This is a genomic window from Rhizobium leguminosarum bv. viciae USDA 2370, from assembly GCF_002008365.1.
GTDB lineage: Bacteria > Pseudomonadota > Alphaproteobacteria > Rhizobiales > Rhizobiaceae > Rhizobium > Rhizobium leguminosarum.
Window position 1 is genome coordinate 20441 of sequence record NZ_MRDL01000051.1, and the last position, 17415, is coordinate 37855.

The window sequence follows — 17415 nt, forward strand, 5'->3', positions numbered from 1 at the left end:
CTTGGGCATCGGCCCTCTTGCATCTCAGCCTTCAGTTTCGATGACAGCGGCAAGATCGGCAGTTGTGAACGGCTTGGTCAGCACCGGTCGGCCGGCAAAGGCGGGATCGATACCCGCTGGCCCATATCCGGTCGCGAAGGCAAACGGGATACCGCGCTGCTGAAGGACTGCCGCCACCGGGAATGACTGATGCCCGGCGAGGTTCACATCGAGAATGACGAAATCAAGATTACCGTCGCCGGCAACCTCCAGCGCCGTGGGCAATCGCGCGGCTGTCGCGACCACTTCGTGACCGAGGTCCATGAGCATGTCCTCGATCATCATGGCGATGGTCATTTCATCTTCAACGACAAGGACGCGCTTGGCCATGTCATTCATTCCGCAGACGGTCTGCGGGAGCGTCGAGACGGAAGGAAAAACCCGTTTCGGCGAACGAGATATCCACACTGCCTCCGGTCTCCGCGGCAAGGCCGCGCTGGATGAGGACCGTGCCGAATCCCTTCCTCTTCGGCTGCTCGACACGCGGTCCGCCATGTTCGTCCCAGTTTATGCGGTAGCGTTGCGTTCCGTCGTCGATGATTTGGAGGGAGCATTTGACGCTGACGGCGCCGCCATCATTCGACCATGCGCCATGACGGACAGCGTTTGTGCCGAGTTCGTGAAAGGCCATGGTCAGCGCCAGGGCCGTTTTTGCGGAAACCCGGATATCGTCTCCGGTCAGCTTCCATCGCTCGCCGTCCGGCCGATGCGGAACGGTCGCCTGGTCGAGCGTCTGTTTCAACGACGCGCTGCTCCACAGTTCGCCTGTCAACAGATCATTGGCACGGCCGAGCGACACCAGCCGCGCCGTGAAACTGTCCAGTGCACGAGGGATGTCTTCAGCATCGCGGAAGGTGCGGTACGCAAAAGCCTGCACCATCGCCAGATTGTTCTTAACGCGATGGTTGAGCTCATGAACGATAAGTTCCAGCTGTTGCTGCTTGCGTCGCCGCTCGGTGATATCGGTCGCGGCCCCAAACCATTCGACGATAGCGCCGCCGTCATTCAAGACTGGAACCGCTCGTGACAGCACCCAGCCGGTACTGCCGTCGGCCCGCCGGACGCGATGCTCACATTCGAAAACACCCTTGCTTGCGATGGCCTCGTCGATTACCGCCTGGATCGCGGGAATGTCCTCGGGAAACAGATAGGCCTCCTGCCACGCGACAGTTGGATTGGCCGTGTCTGCGAGAACATTGCGACCGTCGAGCTGCTGCATCTCCTTCCAGTCGGCGCTCATACGGTAGACGATGTCGGTCGTCGCAGTCGTGAACGCCCTGAACCTCTCTTCGCTCTCGCGCAGCCGACGCTGGGCAAGGACGCTTTTCGTGGTTTCGACGACGATCGCGATGACGCCGGCGGGTTTTCCGCTTTCGTCGAGGACTGGCGAATAGTCGAGGTTCATCCAGGCAGGAGCCGGACTGCCGTGGCGCAACAACGTCAACTCCTGATTCTCGTAGGCGAGTGTTTTCCCTGACAGTCCGACCTTCATCACATTGTCATTAAAGTCGGCAATTTCGCTCCAGCCCTCGCGGACCTTCGAACCGAGAAGATCCGGATGACGGCTGCCTGCGAACACGGAGTAGGCGTCGTTATAGATCATCACGCCGTCTTCGCCCCATAGAAGAACGATTGGCACGGGTGAAAGCAAGAGCATATTGGTGGCCGTCTTCAGACTTTGCGGCCAGAGGTCGAGAGGACCGAGCGGCGTTTTGCTCCAGTCGCGGGTCTGGATCAGCCGGCCAATTTCTCCGCCACCGACAGGAAAGCGAGCTGTGAGTGGCTGAGGGGATTCGGAATCCAAGGCTCGCTCCAAATTTTGATGGTGTTTCTAATTAGCGCATCCCTTGATTTTTTCCACCCATGGATGTCGTGGCTTCTCCCTACCAACCTCTCTTGAGCATCGGCGCTTATTGAGCCGATCACCCTCTACGCCCGCGACATCGCCCGCCAGGCGGCCGGCGGGGTGGCGAAGGCGCGGGAGAAGGCGCGGTTGAAGGCGGCTTCGGTGGCATAGCCGGCCTCGTAAGCGATCGCCGCGATCGGCTGGCTTGTGGTGGCGAGCGCCACGCTTGCGAGGTAGAGCCGCCAGTCCCTGATATAGCGGATCGGCGAGGTCGAGAGCACCGTCTGGAAGCGATCGGCGAGGGCGCTGCGCGAGAGGCCAGAGGCCGCCGCCAGTTGCTCCAGCGACCAGTCGCGTTTGGGATCGCCATGAATGAGGGAGAGGCAGCGCGAGAGCGCGGGGTCGCCAAGCGCTGCCAGCCAGCCGACGGAACGCGACTCGGCCATCATGATCTGATGGCGCAGGATCTCGATGAAGATGATTTCGGTCAGTCGCGGTAGCATCGAGACGCCACCGGCGCGCCGCCTGTCGACCTCCTCGACCATCTGGCGGATGGTGGCGCGCAGCCAGTCGGCCGTCATTGGCTGCCCGTGTCCTGACATGGATCAGCCTGGGCAGCGCCTGGCGCAGCGGCGCAAAGCTCAGCCCGCCCCATTGCAGATAGCCGCAGAGCAGCCGCACGCCTTGCGCGGCCTCGCCGTAGCGCAGCACGGGAATCTCACGCCACGGCTTTTGCGGCAGGTCGCGGGTCGGCAGCACCAGCTTGCCGTCTCTTCCCGCGCCGAGCTGATGTCCGGTGCCGAAGGGAAAGACCAGCACGTCGCCCGCCTCGAGATCGGCCTCTTCACCTTCCGTCTTCAGCCAGCAGCGGCCCTCCACAACGATGTGAAACGGCATCGTGCCCGAAGCCTTCGCCGAAAGGCTCGCCAAGGCCGGCGTGGCATCGGTCTGCCAGTCGCCCGTCGGCATGAAGCAGAACTGCAGTGATCCCGACAGGCGGATCGTCGACAGCAGCGCCGACAGCACGTCGTCACGCGCGACACCCGCAGCGCCTGGATTTTCGGACAAGGCTTCACGCATTCCGGCCAAATACGCGCCCCGCGCACCCTCCTATCATCAGCTCGTTCAAACCGGGTGAACGCTGTTCACCCTGACAAACGGGAGAATACTATGCAAACCCAAAGCGACAAACTGGTCGTGCTCGTCACCAAAGGCATCGAATCCGAACTTTCCTCCGTCGCCTTCACCATTGCCAATGGCGGCATCACCGCCGGGCTGAAGGTCTCGGTGTTCCTCACCAGCACCGGGATCGACTTGGTGCGCAAGGGCGGCCAGCGCATGACGCATGTGCCGCCGCTCGATCCGCTGTCGAGCCTGATCGAGAATTTCCAGCAGCGCGGCGGCACGATCTGGGCTTGCCCGCCCTGTGTGACCTCGCGCGGTTATACGCAGGAAGACTTGCTCGACGGCGTCGTCATCGTCGGTGCCAGCGCCATGCATGCCGAGATCAAGGAAGGAGCTGCGACGCTATCGTTTTGACGATACTCCGTCGGGATGGGCGGGAGTTTGGGCGGCGTCTCCCACCGGTTTCTTCAGGCTTTGCGGATCGGCGACAGGTGCAGAGAAATACCAAGCGCCTATTCTTGCATTCGGCAATATACTTGTGAGATTGTATCGATATACGTGCGATAATGCCTGGAGCGGCAGCGCGGGGGCTTCGATGACATCCGTGAGGGTCAATGAGCTGATATCGGTGGCGGAGCAGCCCGACGCCGCAGGTTTTGCCGCCTTCGCGGCTGATGGTTTTGCCGCCGTCATCAATGCCCGACCGGATGGCGAGGAGCCGGGGCAGCCGGGCAATACCGCGGAAAAGGCTTCCGCCGCCACCGCCGGGCTCGCCTACAGCTTCGTGCCGGTGAAGGGAACCGAGATCACCGAGGCCGATATCCGTGCCTTCCAGGCAGCGATGGCGCAGGCCAAGGGACCGGTCGTCGCCCATTGCAAGAGCGGCACACGAGCGTTGACGCTCTATGCACTGGGCGAGGTGCTCGACGGGCGGATGAAGCCCGGAGATGTCGAGGCCTTCGGTCAAAACCTCGGCTTCGATCTTGCCGGCGCGCGCCGCTTTCTGGAAAAGCGGGCAGGGCAGGCGGCTCATGTGAAGGCCTTCTTCGAGCCCCGCACCTGCAGTGTACAATATGTCGTTTCCGACCCGGCGACGAAACGCTGCGCCATCATCGACCCGGTCCTCGATTTCGACGAGATGTCGGGGGCGACGGGAACGGCCAACGCCGACGCCATCCTCGCTCATATCAAAAGTGAGGGGCTGACGGTCGAGTGGATCCTCGACACGCATCCGCATGCCGATCATTTCTCCGCCGCGGATTATCTGCATGAGAAGACCGGCGCGCCGACGGCGATCGGCGCCCATGTCACCGACGTGCAGATGCTCTGGAAGGAGATCTACAACTGGCCGGCGCTTAAAGCCGACGGTTCGCAATGGGACCAGCTGTTTGCCGATGGCGACACCTTCGAGATCGGTGCGCTTAAAGCCCGCGTGATGTTTTCGCCCGGGCACACACTCGCCTCAGTGACCTATGTAATCGGCGACGCCGCCTTCGTGCACGACACAGTGTTCACGCCGGATTCCGGCACGGCGCGAACCGATTTTCCGGGCGGCAGCGCCAGTGCCCTCTGGCGCTCGATCCAGGCCATCCTATTGCTGCCCGAGGAGACCCGGCTCTTTTCCGGCCACGACTACCAGCCCGGCGGCCGCCACCCCCGCTGGGAAAGCACGGTGACCGCCCAGAAAAGCGCCAATCCTCATATCGCAGGCATCGACGAGGCTGGCTTCGTTGCGCTGCGCCAGGCGCGCGACCGCACGCTGCCGAAGCCGAAGCTGATGTTGCATGCGCTGCAGGTCAATATCCGCGGCGGGCGGTTGCCCGAGCCGGAGGAGAACGGCCGGCGGTATTTGAAGATACCGCTGGATGCGTTGTAGGGGCGGAGTGAATAGAACGGCGACGGCGTCTGGACGATTGCGCCGCCGGACAAAGGGCTGAGTATCAGGAACGACCTTTGCCATCGAGCAATTCTGATACTGGAAGCGGCAGGTCTGGATGTGCACGACATAAATCGAGCAGATCTTCTCTTGCATCAGGGTAATCCTGAAGCGCTGCGCGACGGTACCATTTGAAAGCCTCTGTCAGATTGATCTCGCAGCCCACGCCGTGCTCTTTCATTTGGGCTAGCCTGTATTGCGCACCGGCATGATCCTGGTTTGCGGCCTGGCCGTACCATCTCACGGCGTCTGTTGGATCGATATCGCAACCGTCGCCGTCCTCTCTCATCAAGCCCAATAAATACTGTGCGTCGGCATGGCCTTGACTGGCGGCTCTATCAAGCCACTCGACGCCTTCCGGCGCGCTCTGTGCAACGCCGTCCCCCATGAGATACAGGCCAGCCAGGAGGAATTGCGCATCGACATGACCTTGTTCGCCCGCTTTCCGAAGCCATCTCGCGCCTTCGGCTTTATCCCCGGTGACACCTTCACCTCGTGCGGTCATATGGCCTAATTCAAATTGTGCTTGTGCATCGCCTTGCTCGGCTGCTTGGCGAATTGCGTCTATCCTGGCTGCGGCGAGATCGGTGCTATCCGGATTGCTCATTGCTACATCAGACCTCGTTGAAATCGGTGGCGCCAAAGCTATGTCGGGGGCCCGCCTTCCGCAATCCGTCGTGACGCACGCCGACTGATGACCCGACGCCAGCGCCGCAGACGATAGCTTTTGCCCGAGGGTGCTGGCGAGTTTTGCTTCGAGGTCTCGCAATTTGCCGCGGTGGGCCGGCACGATCCTCCGCAATAATCATTGACGTTAGGCAGCTCTGCGACGTAACTGGGTTCGACGGTTCCCTGACGATGACTCCAAGGGGATTAATAGGGAACACGGTGAGGACGACCCAGTAGGGACCGAGACCGTGGCTGCCCCCGCAACTGTAAGCGGATTGTCGATCATCTCAGGAGTGGCCAGCGACTGGCCATCTCTGAAGGGCCTATGGCCCTGCCACTGCGGATATCGCGGGAAGGCGGATGTAACGACGGATATCCGCAAGCCAGGAGACCTGCCGTCAATCACGATCCAATCAACCGGGCGGGGATGCCCGGACAAGGAACAGATATGATTGACCTACTGAACCTTCGCCGAATTTCGGCATGCATCCGTCTCGATTGGGCCTCCTGCGGCTAGGGCACGCCTAAGCGTGCTTTCGGTCCGCGCACATGCGCGGAACGGCCGTCATTTTTTCCTTCATCGAGGTTTTCCATGCGCCAGATTCTCGCCGCCATGACATTTGCCTTCGGGCTCGCCGGCCTTGCGGCACCAAGCCTTGCCGCGACCCACTACCCCCTGACCGTCAGTAATTGCGGCCAGCAGGTGACTTTTCAGAAGGCGCCCGCCAGGATCGTTTCGATCGGCCAGGGCATGACCGAAATTCTTTTCTCGCTCAGCCTTGCCGACAAGATCGCCGGGACGGCCGTCTGGGTCGGTCCAGTCCTGCCGCAATATGCCGAGGCCAACGGTAAGATAAAGCGGCTTGCCGACAACGATCCGAGCTTCGAATCCGTCGTCGGGCAGGAGCCCGACCTGGTGGCGGCCGAGTTCGAATGGCATGTCGGCGCGCAGGGCTCCGTCGGCAAGCGGGAACAGTTCAAGGATCTCGGGATCAATACCTATCTCGCGCCGGCCGATTGCGTCGCCAAGGTCAACACAGATGGCGGCGACGGCGTGCGTGGGGAATTGTTCACGATGGACCTGATCTACCGGGAAATCGCCGAGCTCTCGGAGATTTTCGACGTGAAGGACCGCGGCGATGCGCTGATTTCGGCGCTGAAGAAGCGCGAGGCGGATGCTGTCGCGTCGATATCGGGCGCATCGGGCAAGAACCTGCCCGTCGTCTTCTGGTTCTCCAGCAAAGAGGTCAGCGGCGACGCCTTCATCGCCGGCAAGAACAGCGCGCCCGCCTATATCCTGAAGACGATCGGTGCGAAGAACGTCGTCACCACGGAAGAGGAATGGCCGCTGGTGGGTTGGGAAACCATCGCCCAGGCGAACCCTGCCGTCATCGTGCTCGCGACCATGGACCGCCGCCGTTATGCGGCTGACGATCCTAAGGTCAAGGTCGATTTTCTTGAGAACGACCCTGTGACCAAGGAGCTCGACGCGGTCAAAAACAAGCACTTCGTGATGATGGACGCGCAGTCGATGAACCCGACGATCCGCACGATCGATGGCATCGAGACATTGGCGAACGGCATCAAGTCTTTCGGCCTGGCGCAGTGAAGGCAATGTCGGTCAGGCAACAGGGATGGTGGGCGCTTGCCGCGCTCACCATTGCCGCACTTCTCCTGCTCGGGCTGATGATCAGCCTTGCCGTTTCCATCGGCGAGATCGCAATTCCCGTTGCGACCACGGCGGAGGCGGTCTCGAACCGGCTGTTCGGGACGAATTTCGAGCTCAGCCGCATCCACCAGGGCATCGTCTGGGATTATCGTCTGAGCCGCGCGCTCGTCGCGGCCAGCGCCGGCGCATCGCTCTCGCTTTGCGGTGCGATCCTGCAGGCACTGCTGCGCAATCCGCTGGCCGAACCCTATGTGCTCGGCATCTCCGCCGGCGCCTCGACGGGCGCCGTCTGCGTGATGATCCTCGGCTTCGGCTACGGTATTCTCGGCCTCTCGAGCGGCGCCTTCATCGGTGCGGTGATCGCCTTTCTGCTGGTCGGCTTCCTGGCAACGGGTGCGGGAGGACGCGGCGAGCGCATCATCCTTTGCGGCGTCGCCGGTTCGCAGCTCTTCAATGCGCTGACCTCCTACATCGTGACGACATCGGCGAATGCCGAGCAGGCGCGCGGCATCCTGTTCTGGCTTTTGGGTTCGCTCAGTGGCGTGCGCTGGCCCGATGTCTATCTGTCGGTGCCGATCGCGCTTGCCGGCTTCATCATCTGCATGGCCCATGTGCGGGCGCTAGACGCCTTCGCTTTCGGCACGGATGCTGCCGCCTCGCTCGGCATTGCCGTACGCCGCGTCCAAATCGTGCTGTTCGGGATGACGGCGGCGATGACGGCAAGCGTCGTCAGCATGGTGGGTTCGATCGGCTTCGTTGGCCTCGTCATCCCTCACGCCGCCCGCTTCCTCGTCGGGCCGGGGCATGGGCGGCTGCTGCCGGCAACAGCGCTCGGCGGTGCGATTTACATGGTCGGCGCCGATATTGTTTCGCGCGTCATCATACCGCAGCAAATCCTGCCGATCGGCGTCGTCACCGCGCTCTTCGGCGCGCCGGCCTTCGCCATCATCCTCTATCGCGTGCGAGGGAATGCATGAGCATCAGCGTCGACGAGGTAAGCTTTGCCGCCGGCGATACCGTCATCGTCAACGGCGTCAGCCTAACGGTGGAAAGGGGCAAGGTGTTCGGCCTGCTTGGGCCGAACGGTTCCGGCAAATCGAGCCTTCTCAGATTGATTTGCCGGCTGCGCAAGGTTCGCAGCGGCGTCATCCGGCTGGGTGATGACGATATATCCTCGCTGTCGCGCGCAGCGCTTGCGCGGCGCGTCGCCTTCGTCGAGCAGCAGACGACGACGGATACGCAATTGACGGTGCGCGACGTGGTGCGGCTCGGCCGCACGCCGCATCGCGGGCTGTTGTCGTCCTGGGGCGCCGGAGACGACGCAGCCGTCGACGAGGCCCTGTCGCGGACGGGCCATGCGGGAGAGGGCGGGCCAGCTCTGGCAGACGCTGTCGGGCGGTGAGCGCCAGCGCGTCCATATTGCCAGATCGCTGGCGCAGGCGCCGAGCGAACTGCTGCTCGACGAGCCGACCAACCATCTCGATATCCAGCATCAGCTCGACATTCTCTCGCTGATCTCGAAGCTCGGCATCACCTGCATCGTCGCGCTGCACGATCTCAATCTGGCGGCGATGTTCTGCGACAGGCTGGCGGTGCTTCAGAAAGGCGAGGTCGTCGCCTCGGGGGCGCCGGAGGAGGTGCTGACGGAGGATATGATCGGCCGGGTCTTCGGCGTTCGCGCCCATGTCCAGAAATCGACCGTGCACGGCCGGCATCATATCCAATACGTCATGGATTGAGGAATGGCGGGGAATTTCGATCTCAAGAGGAGGTATGGCCTCGCTAGCCTTTTTCCCGGACTGGCGTATTATTTCCTGCGGTCGAATGGAGTTTCGAGATGCTCGAACGAAATCAGCTTCCCCTGCGCCCTGTCGCACCCGGCTTCGCGGTCGCCTGGGTCGTCGTCATTTCAGGTGCGAGCGTCGCTCTCAGCCTGCTTTTCGCCTGCATAACGCCCTTCGTGGCCTTGGCGGCGGTATCGGCTGTCATTCTTCCCCGGCGGATGGCGGTGACGGCGGTTCTGCTGGCCTGGCTTGCCAACCAGATGGTCGGATATCTCGTACTCGGTTATCCCCAGACCTGGGACAGTTATGCCTGGGGTCTGGCGATCGGTATCGCGGCATTTGCGTGCCTGGCTACGGCGCTCGGGGTACTTCGTCTGTCGACAGATCTTACCGTTACGATGGCCGGCGCCTTCCTGGCCGGGTTCGTTGCCTATGAAGGCGCGCTGTTTGCTGCAACGGCGGTGCTTCCGTCAGGTGAGGGCGCGTTTTCGGCAGCGGTGGTGGCGAATGTTCTGCTGATCAATTCTCTCGCGGCGATCGGGCTCATCTGCCTGCATGCCGGCGCGGCGGCCAGCCGGGCGCTTGTCGCAAGACAGCCGGGAACGGTGTTGTCTTAGGCTTCAGGCGCCGAAAACCGCATTGTCTCCCGCAGCAGCCCGATGGCTTCTGAGACCGATGGCCCTTTGACCGGTGGCGGCTCTGCGCGTTCGCAGAACTCGCGCCAGACAAACAGCGTCAGTTCCGCGCCATCCGTTGCGGTTTCCCCTGGTCCCTCTGCGAAATTCTCGAGCAGACGATAGCGAGCGTCCTTCCAGAACAACTCCTCCACCCAGTCATATATCGGGATCACATGAAAATGGATCGGGTAACCAGGCGAGTGCCCGTATCGGCCGATATAGACGCGCTGAGCATTCAATTGCTGTTTCAAAACACTCTGAGCTCTTGCGAGCAAAGGGCCGAATTCAGCCAAAGCATCTTCGGACAAATCCGACAGATCGTTGGTGTCGGTCTTGGAGCTGATGATGAGGTAACCGGGAAGGGCAGAATTGATGCGGTGGTTCACAAACCATCCTGCCGTCTCGGCGACGTGAAAGTGCTGGGGAATCTCCACGGACTTACTCCTGATGCACCCTTCAGGGGCTTCGATGAATCCCGCTAGAGGCCGGTATCGCGGTTACGTCAGAAAGGACGCTGTAACACATTGGATTGCTGCATCATTTTATTCTTAAATCGACTCCGATTTAAGGTATGGGTTGAGATAGCAGCCGGCAACGGTTATTTGGTGCCGACCTGCAAGCGGACTCTCCGCGAACGACAAGGCGCATAGCTCCCATGATCCCCGATTTCCTCGTCACCCATTCCGGTGGCTTTCATGCCGACGAATTGCTGTCGAGTGTCATCCTGACCCGGCTTTTCCCGCAGGCGCGGATCGTCCGCAGCCGGGCGCCGGAGTGGATCACGCCGGGCGAAGACCGGATCATCTATGATGTCGGCGGAGCCTATGATCCCGCTGCCGGGATGTTCGATCACCACCAGCGCGGCGCGCCGCTGCGCGACGATGGCCAGCCCTACAGCTCGTTCGGCCTGATCTGGAAGCATTACGGCCGTGATTATCTCACAGCCTTCGGCCTTCCCGAAGCACATGTGGAAGCGATGCACGGCTCTTTCGACGCCAGCTTCGTGCTGCCGGTCGATCTGACTGATAATGGCGCGCTCAGCCCCTCGGGGCCGTTGGCCGGGTTGACGCTGCCGGCGCTGCTGGAGACCCTGAAACCGGTTTTCGACGAAGCGGACCCTGAGGCCGATAACCGCGCCTTCCACGCGGCCCTTGCCATTGCCCGCAGTTTCGTTGAGGCCAGGATCGCCCAGAGTGCCGCAAAATTGCGGGCCGAGGCGATTGTGCATCGGGCAATCGAAGCTGCGGGGCAGGGGCGTGTTTTGGAATTGCCGAGGGGCATGCCTTTCCGTCCCGCCATCGTCAAGGCGAGCGCCGATCACCTGCTGTTCGTCGTTCATCCGCGCGAAAAGGACTGGTGCGTGACCGGCATCCGGCGCGCCGAGGAGGGGTTCGAGCTCAGGGCTGATCTGCCGGCGGCCTGGGCCGGGCTCACCAATGGCGCACTGGAGGCGGTTTGCGGCATAGAGGGCGCAAGCTTCTGCCACAACGGCCGCTTCATCGCCGCCGCCAGGACCCGCGAGGCGGTGCTTGCCATGGCCGATTTGGCGGTCAAGGAGGCGCTTTCAATCGGGGCGTAGTTAAATGGCGGCGGTTGAGGTTGCGCGAGGCCAGTATCATATCCAGTCCCGGCGGCAGGTCGCTGATCCTGTTGCCGCCCTCCGGACGTTCGCCCAGCCTTTCTGTGACGAAGGCGGTTTGCCCGTCTTCGCTATCCGGCCTGCAATGTCGCCATCTTGGCGCCGAAGCCGATGAAGACCACGCCTGTCGCGGCTTTCAGCCAGCGCTGGAAGCGCTGGTTGCGCGCAGCTCTGGCGAGCCTCGCAAAGAGCAGGACCATCGAGCCGAACCAGATGACGTTGAGGCTGGCATGGACGGTGACCAGAAGGAAAGCCTCGCCGATCGCGGCCCGGCCATTGGCATCGTGATAGATGAACTGCGGGAAGACCGCGAGGTAGAACATCGACACTTTCGGATTCAGGGCGTTGGTGAGGAACCCCTCGAGGAAGGCGCGGGGGAGATGCCTTACCTTACGGGAAGGGGCCACTGACGTTACGGAAGCATAACCGCGCCAAGCACCGACCAGCGCCTTGATACCGATCCAGCAGAGATAGGCGGCGCCAATCAATTTGACGACGAGGAAGGCCTGCGCCGACTGCGCCAGCAGCAGCGAGATGCCGCAGATCGACAGGGTGCCGTGCACATAGAAGGCGGCGACGAAGCCGGCAATATTGGCGAATCCGGCGCCACGCCCCGAGGCCGGCACCGTCTTGGCGATGAGGACGCCGTTAGGCCCGGGGGAAATGATCAGCAGCGCGGTGACGAAAGCAAAAGACAGAATTTCAGCAATCGACATTGCGCGCCTTTCCTGGGCTGGTTTCGAGGGCGGCTTTGAAGCCGACAGTCAAGTATGTCGTTGCCGATACCGCCGTCAATATCCAATCCTCGAGGGTGACCGACCCTCCCGGGAAGACTGGACCAGGCCTGGCCCGCGTCCCAATTGTGGAAGCGATTGACTTGCTATCGTGAAGGACTAAGCTTTACGCCATACAACCACCACTCACACGCGAGAGATAACGGAGGGTGTGAGTGGCTGGCAACCTTGAGGAGGATGAGGTTTGCCATGGATTACCGTGTTGTTCTGCTGATCGGCGCATTCGTGATTGCTCTTTTTCCTGGTAACGCCGGGGCGCAGGAGGGCGATGCGACGGCGGGTGCCACCGTTTTCAAGAAATGCGCGACCTGTCATGTCGCCGATACCGATACGAACAAGGTCGGCCCGTCGCTGAATAAGCTGTTCGGCAGAAAGGCCGGGACGCATCCGAATTTTGCCTATTCGGCCGGAATGAAGGCTGCCGGCGAGGGCGGTCTCGTCTGGGACGAGACAGTGCTGCGCGACTATCTCCACAATCCGAAAGCGAAGGTCAAGGGCACGAAAATGGCCTTCGTCGGCGTGAAGGACGACAAGGAGATCACCGATCTCATCGCCTATCTCAAGCAGTATTCCCAATGATGGGCAGCAATACTCCAAACGACGGTTCGCGGCCGGCGGCGCATGCCTAAATTGCCGTAATTGCCGATATTTTCTATCTGTGCGATAATAAAACAGACTTTTTTACGGAATGCGGTTTCACGGGTCGACTGCTCAGGGAGGAGCGGAAATGGCTGTCGTGCTGATCCTCGTCCTGATTGTCGTCGGCTCCGTGCTGTTCCATGTGCTGAGCCCGTGGTGGTGGACGCCGATCGCGTCCAACTGGACCTATATCGACAGCACGCTCGTCATCACCTTCTGGATCACCGGCATCGTCTTCGTGGCGGTGGTTTCGTTCATGGCCTATTGTGTCTTCCGCTTCCGGCACAAGCCGGGCAACAAGGCGCATTATGAGCCCGAGAACCGCAGGCTGGAATTGCTGCTGGGAGGAGGGACGGCGCTCGGCGTCGCGGCGATGCTGGCGCCCGGCCTCATCGTCTGGAACCAGTTCATCACGGTGCCTGCCGATGCCGCATCGGTTGAGGTCGTCAGCCAGCAGTGGCTATGGAGCTTCCGGCTGCCCGGAGCCGACGGAAAGCTCGGCCGCGCCGAGACGCGCGACGTCACCCCGGAAAATCCGCTCGGCCTCGACAAGAATGACGCAAGCGGTCTCGACGACGTTATCATCGAGGGCGGCGAGCTGCATCTGCCGATCGGCAAGCCGGTGCACATATTGCTGCGCTCCGTCGATGTGCTCCACGATTTCTATGTGCCGGAATTCCGCGCCAAGATGGACATGATCCCCGGCATGATCACCTATTTCTGGTTCACGCCAACGCGGACGGGGACCTTCGAGATTCTCTGCGCCGAACTCTGCGGCGTCGGCCATCCGCAAATGCGCGGCACCGTCGTCGTTGACGAGGATGCGGACTACCAGACCTGGCTCGGGCAGCAGCAGACATTCACCCAGTTGACGGCGTCATCGGAAGCGTTGCCGCCGGCAAATTGAACCGGTCAGGCGGCGTGCCGGTTCAAGGAACCGGCGGGGAAAAGGGAGGAGAGAGATCATGGTCGAGATTCCATCCGGAAGCATTCCATCCGGTAGTGCTGGCGCCATCCCCTCCGCCGAAGTCGAGGATGTCGAGCTTTATCATCCACATAGCTGGTGGACGAAATATGTGTTCAGCCAGGATGCCAAGATCATCGCCGTGCAATATTCGATCACCGCCATCGCAATCGGCCTGGTGGCGCTGGTGCTCTCCTGGCTGATGCGGATTCAGCTCGCCTTTCCCGGCTATTTCGCCTTCATCGATGCCGATCACTATTACCAATTCATCACCATGCACGGCATGATCATGGTGATCTATCTCCTGACTGCGCTCTTCCTCGGCGGCTTCGGCAATTATCTCATTCCGCTGATGGTCGGCGCGCGCGACATGGTCTTCCCTTACGCGAACATGCTGAGCTACTGGATCTATCTGCTTGCGGTGCTGATCCTCGCCGCCGGCTTTTTCGCGCCCGGCGGCCCGACGGGGGCGGGCTGGACGCTTTATCCGCCGCAATCGGTTCTGTCAGGCACGCCTGGCGGCAAGGACTGGGGCATCCTCTTGATGCTCTCCTCGCTGATCGTCTTCATCATCGGCTTCACCATGGGCGGGCTGAACTATGTGGTGACCGTGCTGCAGGGGCGGGCGCGCGGCATGACGCTGATGCGGATGCCGCTCACCGTCTGGGGCATCTTCACCGCGACCGTGATGGCGCTGCTTGCCTTTCCCGCGCTCTTCGTCGCCTGCGTCATGATGATGTTCGATCGCCTGCTCGGCACGAGCTTCTTCATGCCCGCCATCGTCGAAATGGGCACGCAGCTGCAGCACGGCGGCGGCAGCCCGATCCTGTTCCAGCACCTCTTCTGGTTCTTCGGGCATCCGGAGGTCTATATCGTCGCACTCCCGGCCTTCGGCATCGTTTCGGATCTGATCAGCACGCATGCGCGCAAGAACATCTTCGGCTATCGCATGATGGTCTGGGCGATCGTCATCATCGGGGCGCTGAGCTTCGTCGTCTGGGCCCACCACATGTATGTCAGCGGCATGAACCCGGCCTTCGGCTTCTTCTTCGCCACCACCACGCTGATCATCGCCGTGCCGACGGCGATCAAGGTCTACAATTGGGTGCTGACGCTCTGGCGCGGCGACATCCACCTGACGCTGCCGATGCTCTTTGCGCTCGCCTTCATCGTCACCTTCGTCAATGGTGGTCTGACCGGCCTCTTCCTTGGCAACGTCGTCGTCGACGTGCCGCTGTCGGATACGATGTTCGTCGTCGCGCATTTCCACATGGTCATGGGTGTGGCGCCGATCCTCGTCATCTTCGGGGCGATCTATCACTGGTATCCGAAGGTCACGGGACGCATGCTGAACGACGTGCTCGGCCATATCCACTTCTGGATCACCTTCCTCGGCACCTATGCGATCTTCTTTCCGATGCACTATCTCGGCCTGCTCGGCGTGCCGCGCCGCTACTTCGAGATGGGAGAGACGGCCTTCGTTCCGCCTTCGGCCCATACGCTGAACATCTTCATCACCGTCATGGCGCTGATCGTCGGGGTCGGGCAGATGGTCTTCCTGTTCAATCTGGTCTGGAGTCTTTTCCGGGGCAGGGAGTCCGGTGGTAATCCATGGCGGGCAACGACGCTCGAATGGCAGACGCCGCAGACGCCGCCCGCGCATGGCAACTGGGGCAAGGATCTGCCTGTCGTCTACCGCTGGGCCTATGACTACAGCGTGCCGGGGGCGGCCGAGGATTTCATTCCGCAGAATGTGCCGTCAGGCGGCGGCGTAACCCGGGAGGTCCACGCATGAACGTCATCCTGGTCTTCCTCGCCGCCATCGGCGCCATCATCATCTGGTGGCTGGCAGGGCAGCGGCTGACCTCGAAGCCCTGGCTGGAAACTGGGTCAGTACAGCTGCCGGCTCATGACGGCGTCGACCGGCAACCGTCGCCCGCGCCGGCAGTGAAAATCGGCCTCTTCGTGTTTCTCGGCGTCGTCGGCGCCGTCTTCAGTCTTGCCGTTAGCGCCTATTTCATGCGCATGGCGTCCGCCGACTGGTGGGCAATGCCGGTTCCTCGGCTGCTGTGGGTGAACACCGCAGCACTCGCCTTGAGCAGCGCCGCGCTGCAATGGGCCAAACGAGAAGCGGGGCATGGCCGCATGGAAAACCTGCGGCCGGCGCTTGCCGCCGCGTTTGTCCTTGCCGTCGCTTTTCTCGTCGGACAGGTCCAGGCATGGCGGGAGCTGGTGTCAGCCGGCTATGTGCTTGCCGACAATCCCTCCAACAGCTTCTTCTACATGCTGACCGGCCTGCACGGCCTGCATATCCTCGGCGGGCTTGCCGTGCTTTCGCACACGACGGTCAGGGCATTCTCTACCGACATTGCGCCGGAGAGGCTGCGCCTCAGCGTCGATCTTTCCGCCATTTATTCGCATTTCATGCTCGCCGTCTGGCTCTTGCTCTTCGCGCTCTTTGCTGGCTGGGCGAATGATTTCGTCGATCTCTGCCGCACACTTCTGAACTAGGAGATTTGCAGATGGCACAGACTATCGGGATACACGGTGAGCCAGACGTAAGGCCCGCCGGCCTGCGCGGTGTCGCCGCCGATTTCAGTTCGGATCAGCGCGCCTTCAAGACCGCCTCCTGGGGCAAGGCGATGATGTGGATCTTTCTGCTCAGCGACACCTTCGTCTTCGGCTGCTTCCTGATCGCCTATATGACCGCCCGCATGTCGACGCCCGTTCCATGGCCCAATCCGAGCGAGGTCTTCGCGCTGCATATCGGCGGCCAGGACGTGCCGCTGATCCTGATTGCGATCATGACCTTCGTGCTGATCTCGAGCAGCGGCACCATGGCGATGGCGGTCAATTTCGGCTATCGCCGCGACCGCCGCACGACGGCGATCCTGATGCTGCTGACGGCCGTTCTGGGCGCATGTTTCGTCGGCATGCAGGCTTTCGAATGGACGAAGCTGATCACCGAAGGCGTGCGCCCCTGGGAGAACCCGTGGGGAGCGGCACAGTTCGGATCGACCTTCTTCATGATCACCGGCTTTCACGGCACCCACGTGACGATCGGCGTCATCTTCCTCCTCATCGTCGCCCGCAAGGTCTGGCGGGGCGATTTCGACCAGGAACGGCGCGGCTTTTTCACCAGCCGGAAAGGCCGCTACGAGGCCGTAGAGATCATGGGCCTCTACTGGCACTTCGTCGACCTGGTCTGGGTCTTCATCTTCGCGTTTTTTTATCTGTGGTAGGGCTTCTATCTGTGGTGAGGTCGTCATGAGCGAAACAACGGCGCATGCACAAAGCCAAACGGTGCACGCACAAGCACACACCGGACAGCAGCACCCGATCCGGCTCTATCTCCTCGTCTGGGGCCTGCTCTTCGTGCTCAGCGCAGCGTCCTACATGGTCGATTATCTCGGCGTCCAGAGCTACTTGAGGTGGACGCTGATCCTGCTGTTCATGATGCTGAAGGCCGGTCTGATCGTCGCCGTCTTCATGCACATGGCCTGGGAACGGCTGGCGCTCGTCTACGCCATCCTGCTGCCGCCGCTGCTGGTGCTGGTTTTCGTGGCGCTGATGGTATCGGAAGCGGACTATACGATCTTCACTCGGCTCGCCTTCTTTGGGGCTGGGCCGTAGG

Annotated in this window: 17 protein-coding genes, 2 pseudogenes and 1 riboswitch; of the genes and pseudogenes, 13 read left to right on the forward strand and 6 right to left on the reverse strand. The window is 61.6% G+C overall.

Features of this window, described 5'->3' with window-relative positions; translation table 11 throughout:
- Positions 1-24: 24 nt before the first annotated feature.
- From BS629_RS26840 to BS629_RS26850, 3 genes and pseudogenes are all read right to left on the reverse strand, one after another.
- A complete protein-coding gene (locus tag BS629_RS26840) occupies positions 25-369 on the reverse strand; it encodes a response regulator (protein WP_018242640.1) in 345 nt (114 codons plus the stop codon).
- Position 370: 1 nt separating this feature from the next.
- Positions 371-1843: a sensor histidine kinase gene (locus BS629_RS26845; RefSeq protein ID WP_018242639.1), complete on the reverse strand. Its 1473-nt coding sequence runs from the start codon at positions 1841-1843 to the stop codon at positions 371-373.
- Between the two features lie 125 nt (positions 1844-1968).
- Positions 1969-2965, reverse strand: a pseudogene (locus tag BS629_RS26850) (AraC family transcriptional regulator).
- 90 nt (positions 2966-3055) lie between these two features.
- Here BS629_RS26850 and BS629_RS26855 point away from each other — a divergent pair.
- Positions 3056-3424: a DsrE family protein gene (locus tag BS629_RS26855; protein WP_018242638.1), complete on the forward strand. Its 369-nt coding sequence runs from the start codon at positions 3056-3058 to the stop codon at positions 3422-3424.
- A 181-nt stretch (positions 3425-3605) separates the two neighbouring features.
- Complete coding sequence (blh, locus tag BS629_RS26860) at positions 3606-4886, forward strand: bifunctional sulfur transferase/dioxygenase Blh (RefSeq protein ID WP_018242637.1); 1281 nt, start codon at positions 3606-3608, stop codon at positions 4884-4886.
- Positions 4887-4950: 64 nt separating this feature from the next.
- Here the strand turns inward: blh and BS629_RS26865 are convergent, their stop codons facing one another.
- Complete coding sequence (locus BS629_RS26865; protein ID WP_020572879.1) at positions 4951-5553, reverse strand: tetratricopeptide repeat protein; 603 nt, start codon at positions 5551-5553, stop codon at positions 4951-4953.
- Between the two features lie 221 nt (positions 5554-5774).
- Positions 5775-6029: riboswitch (cobalamin riboswitch) on the forward strand.
- Positions 6030-6207: 178 nt separating this feature from the next.
- On the opposite strand from BS629_RS26865, the gene BS629_RS26870 reads away from it, so the two are divergent.
- The 4 genes and pseudogenes from BS629_RS26870 (at position 6208) to BS629_RS26885 (ending at position 9685) form a co-directional block, all read left to right on the forward strand.
- On the forward strand, positions 6208-7224 hold the full coding sequence (locus BS629_RS26870; protein ID WP_018242635.1) for an ABC transporter substrate-binding protein: 1017 nt from the start codon (positions 6208-6210) through the stop codon (positions 7222-7224).
- Between the two features lie 5 nt (positions 7225-7229).
- Positions 7230-8261 carry a FecCD family ABC transporter permease gene (locus BS629_RS26875; RefSeq protein WP_018242634.1) on the forward strand — a complete coding sequence of 344 codons (1032 nt, stop codon included), beginning with the start codon at positions 7230-7232 and terminating at the stop codon, positions 8259-8261.
- Positions 8258-9023: pseudogene (locus BS629_RS26880) on the forward strand (ABC transporter ATP-binding protein). The gene BS629_RS26875 and the pseudogene BS629_RS26880 overlap by 4 nt, the downstream one beginning before the upstream one ends.
- Positions 9024-9121: 98 nt before the next feature.
- Positions 9122-9685: a hypothetical protein gene (locus BS629_RS26885; RefSeq protein WP_018242633.1), complete on the forward strand. Its 564-nt coding sequence runs from the start codon at positions 9122-9124 to the stop codon at positions 9683-9685.
- Here the strand turns inward: BS629_RS26885 and BS629_RS26890 are convergent.
- Positions 9682-10179 (reverse strand): HIT family protein, encoded by a 498-nt coding sequence (locus BS629_RS26890; RefSeq protein WP_018242632.1) that lies wholly within the window; start codon positions 10177-10179, stop codon positions 9682-9684. The two genes, BS629_RS26885 and BS629_RS26890, sit on opposite strands and share 4 nt — an antisense overlap.
- A gap of 221 nt (positions 10180-10400) precedes the next feature.
- On the opposite strand from BS629_RS26890, the gene BS629_RS26895 reads away from it, so the two are divergent.
- The gene (locus tag BS629_RS26895; protein WP_018242631.1) at positions 10401-11324 is read left to right on the forward strand and encodes an MYG1 family protein; all 924 of its coding nucleotides are present in this window, start codon (positions 10401-10403) and stop codon (positions 11322-11324) included.
- 131 nt (positions 11325-11455) lie between these two features.
- Here BS629_RS26895 and BS629_RS26900 read toward each other — a convergent pair whose 3' ends face one another.
- The gene (locus BS629_RS26900; protein ID WP_018242630.1) at positions 11456-12100 is read right to left on the reverse strand and encodes a LysE family translocator; all 645 of its coding nucleotides are present in this window, start codon (positions 12098-12100) and stop codon (positions 11456-11458) included.
- 267 nt (positions 12101-12367) lie between these two features.
- Here BS629_RS26900 and BS629_RS26905 point away from each other — a divergent pair, with 267 nt between their 5' ends.
- The 6 genes from BS629_RS26905 to BS629_RS26930 all read left to right on the forward strand — a co-directional run bounded on the left by BS629_RS26905 (position 12368) and on the right by BS629_RS26930 (position 17414).
- Positions 12368-12757 carry a c-type cytochrome gene (locus BS629_RS26905; RefSeq protein WP_018242629.1) on the forward strand — a complete coding sequence of 130 codons (390 nt, stop codon included), beginning with the start codon at positions 12368-12370 and terminating at the stop codon, positions 12755-12757.
- Positions 12758-12905: 148 nt separating this feature from the next.
- The gene (locus tag BS629_RS26910) at positions 12906-13724 is read left to right on the forward strand and encodes a cytochrome c oxidase subunit II (protein ID WP_018242628.1); all 819 of its coding nucleotides are present in this window, start codon (positions 12906-12908) and stop codon (positions 13722-13724) included.
- Positions 13725-13782: 58 nt separating this feature from the next.
- On the forward strand, positions 13783-15576 hold the full coding sequence (ctaD, locus tag BS629_RS26915) for a cytochrome c oxidase subunit I (RefSeq protein ID WP_018242627.1): 1794 nt from the start codon (positions 13783-13785) through the stop codon (positions 15574-15576).
- Positions 15573-16292 (forward strand): cytochrome c oxidase subunit 3, encoded by a 720-nt coding sequence (locus BS629_RS26920; protein WP_018242626.1) that lies wholly within the window; start codon positions 15573-15575, stop codon positions 16290-16292. Before ctaD ends, BS629_RS26920 begins: the two co-directional genes overlap by 4 nt.
- An 11-nt stretch (positions 16293-16303) precedes the next feature.
- Positions 16304-17023 carry a heme-copper oxidase subunit III family protein gene (locus BS629_RS26925; protein ID WP_018242625.1) on the forward strand — a complete coding sequence of 240 codons (720 nt, stop codon included), beginning with the start codon at positions 16304-16306 and terminating at the stop codon, positions 17021-17023.
- Positions 17024-17048: 25 nt separating this feature from the next.
- Positions 17049-17414, forward strand: a complete 366-nt coding sequence (locus tag BS629_RS26930) for a cytochrome C oxidase subunit IV family protein (protein ID WP_018242624.1) — start codon at positions 17049-17051, stop codon at positions 17412-17414.
- Position 17415: the final 1 nt, after the last annotated feature.

Excerpts from the sequence above, each read along its gene's own strand:
- BS629_RS26840 (WP_018242640.1), bottom strand. The coding sequence starts at position 369 with ATGGCCAAGCGCGTCCTTGTCGTTGAAGATGAAATGACCATCGCCATG.
- BS629_RS26855 (WP_018242638.1), top strand. The coding sequence starts at position 3,056 with ATGCAAACCCAAAGCGACAAACTGGTCGTGCTCGTCACCAAAGGCATC.
- blh (WP_018242637.1), top strand. The coding sequence starts at position 3,606 with ATGACATCCGTGAGGGTCAATGAGCTGATATCGGTGGCGGAGCAGCCC.
- BS629_RS26865 (WP_020572879.1), bottom strand. The coding sequence starts at position 5,553 with ATGAGCAATCCGGATAGCACCGATCTCGCCGCAGCCAGGATAGACGCA.
- BS629_RS26870 (WP_018242635.1), top strand. The coding sequence starts at position 6,208 with ATGCGCCAGATTCTCGCCGCCATGACATTTGCCTTCGGGCTCGCCGGC.
- BS629_RS26875 (WP_018242634.1), top strand. The coding sequence starts at position 7,230 with ATGTCGGTCAGGCAACAGGGATGGTGGGCGCTTGCCGCGCTCACCATT.
- BS629_RS26885 (WP_018242633.1), top strand. The coding sequence starts at position 9,122 with ATGCTCGAACGAAATCAGCTTCCCCTGCGCCCTGTCGCACCCGGCTTC.
- BS629_RS26895 (WP_018242631.1), top strand. The coding sequence starts at position 10,401 with ATGATCCCCGATTTCCTCGTCACCCATTCCGGTGGCTTTCATGCCGAC.
- BS629_RS26900 (WP_018242630.1), bottom strand. The coding sequence starts at position 12,100 with ATGTCGATTGCTGAAATTCTGTCTTTTGCTTTCGTCACCGCGCTGCTG.
- BS629_RS26905 (WP_018242629.1), top strand. The coding sequence starts at position 12,368 with ATGGATTACCGTGTTGTTCTGCTGATCGGCGCATTCGTGATTGCTCTT.
- BS629_RS26910 (WP_018242628.1), top strand. The coding sequence starts at position 12,906 with ATGGCTGTCGTGCTGATCCTCGTCCTGATTGTCGTCGGCTCCGTGCTG.
- ctaD (WP_018242627.1), top strand. The coding sequence starts at position 13,783 with ATGGTCGAGATTCCATCCGGAAGCATTCCATCCGGTAGTGCTGGCGCC.
- BS629_RS26920 (WP_018242626.1), top strand. The coding sequence starts at position 15,573 with ATGAACGTCATCCTGGTCTTCCTCGCCGCCATCGGCGCCATCATCATC.
- BS629_RS26925 (WP_018242625.1), top strand. The coding sequence starts at position 16,304 with ATGGCACAGACTATCGGGATACACGGTGAGCCAGACGTAAGGCCCGCC.
- BS629_RS26930 (WP_018242624.1), top strand. The coding sequence starts at position 17,049 with ATGAGCGAAACAACGGCGCATGCACAAAGCCAAACGGTGCACGCACAA.